The organism is Paraburkholderia sp. (assembly GCF_035501035.1).
Lineage (GTDB): Bacteria > Pseudomonadota > Gammaproteobacteria > Burkholderiales > Burkholderiaceae > Paraburkholderia.
This window is the reverse complement of the sequence record NZ_DATJWR010000006.1, coordinates 1-5,438: the sequence shown is the minus strand read 5'-3', so window position 1 is coordinate 5,438 and position 5,438 is coordinate 1. Positions and strand designations below refer to the sequence as shown.

Below are 5,438 nucleotides of genomic sequence, written 5' to 3'. Positions count from 1 at the left end.
GGTCGCCTTCGCGCGCCACCGCGTTGCCCGCGGGGTAATGCAGCACGCAGGCGTTCGCGCCTGCCGCGACGATCGAGCCGTAGGCCGGCGCCTGCGCGCCGTGCTTGCGGAACGTGTCGAGCAGCTCTGCCTCGATTTCGTATTCGCGCATGCCGGGCCGGCATGTCTGCATCGCGCGAACGTGCGCGAGCGCCGAGATCTTCGCGGCGCGGCGCATCGTGTCGAGTTCGTGCGCATCCTTGAACACGCGCATGTCGTCGAGCAGCGGCAGCAGGTCGTACGCGGCGGCCGGCGCAGTGACGCCGCTGCGCCCCTGCGCGCGCACCGCGTCGATCCAGCGCTTCACCTGCGCGTCGAAGCGATCGGAGGCCGCGAGCGCGTAGTGCAGCGCCGGGCGGTTGGCGATGAGCTGCGGGATGCGCGCATCGAGTTCGTCGGCAGGAAACGCGGCGTCGAAGCCGAACGCTTCGCGCGCGGCGTCCGGACCGAAGCGAAAGCCCTCCCACGTTTCGCGCTCGACGTTCTTCGCGCGGCAGAACAGGATCGCGGCGGGCTGATTCTCGTCAGCGTTCGCGTCGAGCACGAGCAGCGCCTCGGGCTCCGTGAAGCCGGTGAGGTAGTAGAAGTAGCTGTCGTGCCGATAGGGATAGTCGGCGTCGCGGTTGCGCAGCGCCTCGGGCGCGGTCGGCACGAGCGCGACACCGCCGCCTCGTGTGCGCAGCGCGGCGAGCACGCGCTCGCGGCGTGCGCGATAGAGCGCGGCGCCGCCGTCCGGGCCGCGTTGCACGTCGGGCACATCCGGCGCTTCGGCGGCAGGGTGGGCTTCGCGCGAGGCGGCCGGGGAGGCTGGCTTGAGGGTCGAGTCCATCGTGCGATTGTAGCGCCTGCGTGCAACCTGGCGCCCGCCCGCGATCGCCGCGTGAGCGGCAGCGGCGACTGCCTCGCGGCGCATCACATCTGCGCATCGCACCCGCATCACAACTGCATCACATCCGCATCACATCCGCATCGCACCCGCATCACATCCGCATCGCACGACGCGGTTTGCATGCCGGCGCCAACGGCGCCGATGTTGTCTTTCGCTGACACCAATTGTCAGAAAAATCCTTACGAAGGTCCGACTGCGCATCAGAAGCGAGCGAATCCAACGTATACTTCGGCCGGATTCCAGAAAAGGCAGGTGCGATGAAACTTATCGGTTCGCTCGGCAGCCCCTTTGTCCGCAAGGCGCGGATCACGCTCGCCGAAAAGAAAATCGACTACAAGCTGGTGCTCGAAAACGTGTGGGACGCCAACACGGCGATCCACGATTTCAACCCCCTCGGCAAGGTTCCGTGCCTCGTGATGGAGGACGGCGAAGCCGTGTTCGACTCGCGCGTGATTTGCGAGTACGTGGACATGCTTTCGCCCGTGGGCAAACTGATTCCGCCGGCCGGGCGTGAGCGCATCGAGGTGCGTTGCTGGGAGGCGCTCGCCGACGGCATGCTCGACGCCAGCGTGCTGATTCGCGTCGAAGGCACGCAGCGCACGCCGGAGCAGCGCAGCGAGGCGTGGGTGAAGCGCCAGGAGCGCAAGATCCACGAAGGCCTCACCGCGATGGCGAAGGGCCTTGCGGGCAACACGTGGTGCGCGGGCAACCGCTACACGCTCGCGGATATCGCCGTGGGCTGCGCGCTCGGCTATCTCGACTTCCGCATGCCGGAGCTGGACTGGCGCGAGCCGCATCCGAATCTCGCACGCCACTTCGAGAAGCTCTCGCAGCGCCAGTCGTTCATCGACACGATGCCGCAAAACTGATGGACAAACGCCCGACGGCAGCTGGGCTGCCGTCGGGCGTTTGCATAATCGCTTCGTCACACATCCTTCGTGGCCGCCGCCCGGGCGCGGCGGCCACGAACGGCACCTCACACGATCTTTTCCTCTGCCGGCGCGAACGAATCGCTGCGCGCAACCGGCCACCACTTCTCGTACAACTGATAGCGATAACGGCCTTCTAGCAGATCGCCGGGCTTCAGGTACCTGAGCAGTTCCGACATCAGCTTGACTTCATACGACGACACGCGCCGCACGATGTGATGCGCGCGCAGATCCGAAGGGCTCGTGAGGCCGGCGGCCTGAATGATTTCCTGCAGCGCGTGCAGCGTGTTGTGATGGAAGTTGAAGACGCGCTCGCCCTTGTCGGGCACGTTCAGCGCGCGCTGGCGCACGGGGTCTTGCGTGGCGACGCCGGTCGGGCAGCGGTCCGAATGGCACTTCTGCGCCTGGATGCAGCCCACGGCGAACATGAAGCCGCGCGCCGAGTTGACCCAGTCCGCGCCGATGGCGAGCGTGCGCGCGATGTCGAACGCGGTGATGATCTTGCCGCTCGCGCCGATCTTGATCTTCTCGCGCAGCCCGATGCCCACGAGCGTGTTGTGCACGAGCAGGAGCCCTTCCTGCAGCGGCGTGCCGATGTGATCGGTGAATTCGAGCGGCGCCGCGCCCGTGCCGCCTTCCGCGCCGTCCACGACGATGAAGTCGGGCAGGATGCCCGTTTCCAGCATCGCCTTGGCGATACCGAAGAACTCCCACGGATGGCCGATACAAAGCTTGAAGCCCGTGGGCTTGCCGCCCGAGAGCTTGCGCAGGCGCTCGACGAATTCGAGCAGCCCGCGCGGCGTGGAGAACTCCGAGTGGCGCGCGGGCGAGACGCAATCCTGCCCGATAGGAATGCCGCGCGTCTCGGCAATCTCGGGTGTGACCTTGGCGGCGAGCAGCATGCCGCCGTGACCGGGCTTCGCGCCTTGCGAGAGCTTCACCTCGATCATCTTCACCTGTGGCTCGGCGGCGAGCCGCTGGAATTTTTCGGCGCTGAAGGTGCCGTCCTCGTTGCGGCAGCCGAAGTAGCCCGAGGCGATTTCCCAGATGATGTCGCCGCCGTTCTCGCGGTGATACTTCGAGAGGGAGCCTTCGCCGGTGTCGTGCGCGAAGCCGCCTTTTTTCGCGCCCATGTTGAGCGCGCGGATGGCGTTCGCGGAGAGTGCGCCGAAGCTCATGGCGGAAACGTTGAAGATCGACATCGAGTACGGCTGCGCGCGACTGGCGCCCACGAGCACGCGGAAGTCGCTGCCTGCGAGCTTCGTCGGCGCGAGCGAATGGCTGATCCATTCGTGTCCGACCGCCTTCACGTCGAGTTCGGTGCCGTACGGGCGGCTGTCGACGGCGTTCTTCGCGCGCTGGTACACGAGGCTGCGCTGGGCGAGCGAGAACGGCTTTTCGTCGGTGTCGTCCTCGACGAAGTACTGGCGGATCTCGGGCCGCACGAACTCGAACAGAAAGCGCAGATGACCCCAGATCGGATAGTTGCGCAGGATCGCGTGGCGCTGCTGTGTCACGTCGTAGATGCCGAGCGCGACGAGCAGCACGGGCACGATCGCGCAGTACCACGACAGATGATGGAGCGCCGCGGCGGCGACGCAGGCCGCAAGCAGCAGCACCGCGCCCCACATGGCGAGATAACGTCGGGAAAACATCGGGGGACTCCTCGAACTTGGCTTGATGCGCGCGTCTTGCCGCAGTGGCGGGAGCGCGTCTGCCGCACCGGTCGTCGGCGCGGGTTGCGGGAATGATGCCGCAAGTTCGTGAATCTGGCCGGGAAGCCGGCAGGACTAGTTAGCCAGAAGCGGGCAGGACGTTGGCACGAAGCGGGCAGGGGCGCGAAGGCGGTTGCCGCAGCGGGCGCGAAAAGCGCGAAGCGAATAGCGCGGCGCGTTGCGCGCTGCGCAGTCTCTTACGGTTGGCCCGCCGTTACCGGTGCTGCCGCGGTTGTGGCGCGCGTGGGCTTCTTGCGCGGCATGCGCTTCTTTTTCTTCGGCGCTTCGGGCGGTGGCACGGCGGGCACGTGCGGCGCGAGCGTCGTCACCGCTTCGATGATGCCGCCGCCCAGGCACACGTCGCCGTCATAGAGCACCGCCGACTGGCCGGGCGTGACGGCCCATTGCGCATCGGGGAAACGCAGCGTGAACTGGCCCGAGCCGAACTCTTCCGCCGTGTGGAACGAGCAGGGCGCGTCGGCCTGGCGATAGCGCGTTTTCGCACCGCACGCATGGTCTTGCGCCGGCGGCTCGCCCGCCACCCAGCTCACGTTGCCCGCGCGCAGATCGTGCGCGAGCAGCCACGGATGATCGTGGCCCTGCACGACATAGAGCGTGTTCGAGCCCATGTCCTTGCCGGCCACGAACCACGGATCGCCACTGCCGTCCTTGCTGCCGCCAAGGCCGATGCCCTTGCGCTGCCCGAACGTATAGAACGCGAGGCCGATGTGCTCGCCCACGACCTTGCCCTCGGGCGTCATCATCGGGCCGGGTTTCGTCGGCAGATAGCGGTTGAGGAAGTCGCGGAACGGCCGCTCACCGATGAAGCAGATTCCTGTGGAGTCCTTCTTTTTCGCGTTCGGCAAACCGATCTTTTCGGCGATCTCGCGCACTTTCGTCTTGGGTATCTCGCCGAGCGGGAACATCGTCTTCGAAAGCTGCGCCTGGTTCAGGCGATGCAGGAAGTACGACTGGTCTTTCGTGTGATCGAGCGCCTTGAGCAGTTCGAAACGCCCATCGCGCTCGCGCACGCGCGCATAGTGGCCCGTGGCGATCGTCTCCGCGCCGAGCGACATCGCGTGGTCGAGAAAGGCCTTGAACTTGATCTCGGCGTTGCAGAGCACGTCCGGGTTCGGCGTGCGGCCCGCGGAATATTCGCGCAGGAACTCGGCGAATACGCGGTCCTTGTACTCGGCGGCGAAGTTCACCGCTTCCACGTCGATGCCGATCAGATCCGCGACCGACACCACGTCGATCCAGTCCTGGCGCGTCGAGCAGTATTCGCCGTCGTCGTCGTCTTCCCAGTTCTTCATGAAGAGACCGACGACGTCGAACCCCTGCTCCTTGAGCAGCCACGCGGTAACCGACGAATCGACGCCGCCCGACATACCCACCACCACCTTACGTTTGCTCATCTCTTTGCTGCCTTGTTCAGCGCTTGGGCCCCGCGTTGGGCGTTGCTTTGGGCGCGGCTTTGGGACCGGTCGCATGCGTCTGGATGAAATCCAGCGACACACGCCTGCCCGCGAGGTAATCGTCGACGCAGCGCATCACGAGCGGCGTGCGGTGGCGCTCGCTTGCCGCGCGCAGCTCGTCGGCGCTCATCCAGACCGTGCGGACGATGTCCGGGTCGAGCGCGCGGTTTTCCGGCTCGCTCGCGACACTGCCGCAGTACGTGAAGCGCAGATACGTCGCGCCGCTTTCGCCGGGCTTGCCGAAGTGCGTCATATAGGCGCCGACGAGCGCTTCGGGCGTGAACGCATGCGCGGTTTCCTCGAGCGTTTCGCGCACCACGGCCTCGTGCAGCGTCTCGCCCGCTTCCAGATGCCCGGCGGGCTGGTTCAGGCGCAGTCCGGCCGGCGTGTG

The 5,438-nt window shown here is 66.4% G+C and carries 5 protein-coding genes; 1 reads left to right on the top strand and 4 read right to left on the bottom strand.

Features of this window, described 5'->3' with window-relative positions; genetic code table 11:
* Nucleotides 1-952, bottom strand: a 952-nt coding sequence (locus VMJ11_RS00535; RefSeq protein ID WP_325615837.1) for an aminopeptidase P N-terminal domain-containing protein, incomplete at its 3' end; no start/stop codon positions are given.
* Nucleotides 953-1,185: 233 nt separating this feature from the next.
* On the opposite strand from VMJ11_RS00535, the gene VMJ11_RS00530 reads away from it, so the two are divergent.
* Nucleotides 1,186-1,797: a glutathione S-transferase C-terminal domain-containing protein gene (locus tag VMJ11_RS00530; protein ID WP_325615836.1), complete on the top strand. Its 612-nt coding sequence runs from the start codon at nt 1,186-1,188 to the stop codon at nt 1,795-1,797.
* 107 nt (nt 1,798-1,904) lie between these two features.
* Here the strand turns inward: VMJ11_RS00530 and VMJ11_RS00525 are convergent, their stop codons facing one another.
* From VMJ11_RS00525 to VMJ11_RS00515, 3 genes are all read right to left on the bottom strand, one after another.
* The gene (locus VMJ11_RS00525; protein ID WP_325615834.1) at nt 1,905-3,512 is read right to left on the bottom strand and encodes an FMN-binding glutamate synthase family protein; all 1,608 of its coding nucleotides are present in this window, start codon (nt 3,510-3,512) and stop codon (nt 1,905-1,907) included.
* Between the two features lie 257 nt (nt 3,513-3,769).
* Nucleotides 3,770-4,987 carry a tRNA 2-thiouridine(34) synthase MnmA gene (mnmA, locus tag VMJ11_RS00520; protein ID WP_325615833.1) on the bottom strand — a complete coding sequence of 406 codons (1,218 nt, stop codon included), beginning with the start codon at nt 4,985-4,987 and terminating at the stop codon, nt 3,770-3,772.
* A 16-nt stretch (nt 4,988-5,003) separates the two neighbouring features.
* Nucleotides 5,004-5,438 (bottom strand): NUDIX hydrolase (locus VMJ11_RS00515; RefSeq protein ID WP_325615831.1); only part of this gene is annotated, 435 nt, incomplete at its 5' end.

Excerpts from the sequence above, each read along its gene's own strand:
- VMJ11_RS00530 (WP_325615836.1), top strand. The coding sequence starts at position 1,186 with ATGAAACTTATCGGTTCGCTCGGCAGCCCCTTTGTCCGCAAGGCGCGG.
- VMJ11_RS00525 (WP_325615834.1), bottom strand. The coding sequence starts at position 3,512 with ATGTTTTCCCGACGTTATCTCGCCATGTGGGGCGCGGTGCTGCTGCTT.
- mnmA (WP_325615833.1), bottom strand. The coding sequence starts at position 4,987 with ATGAGCAAACGTAAGGTGGTGGTGGGTATGTCGGGCGGCGTCGATTCG.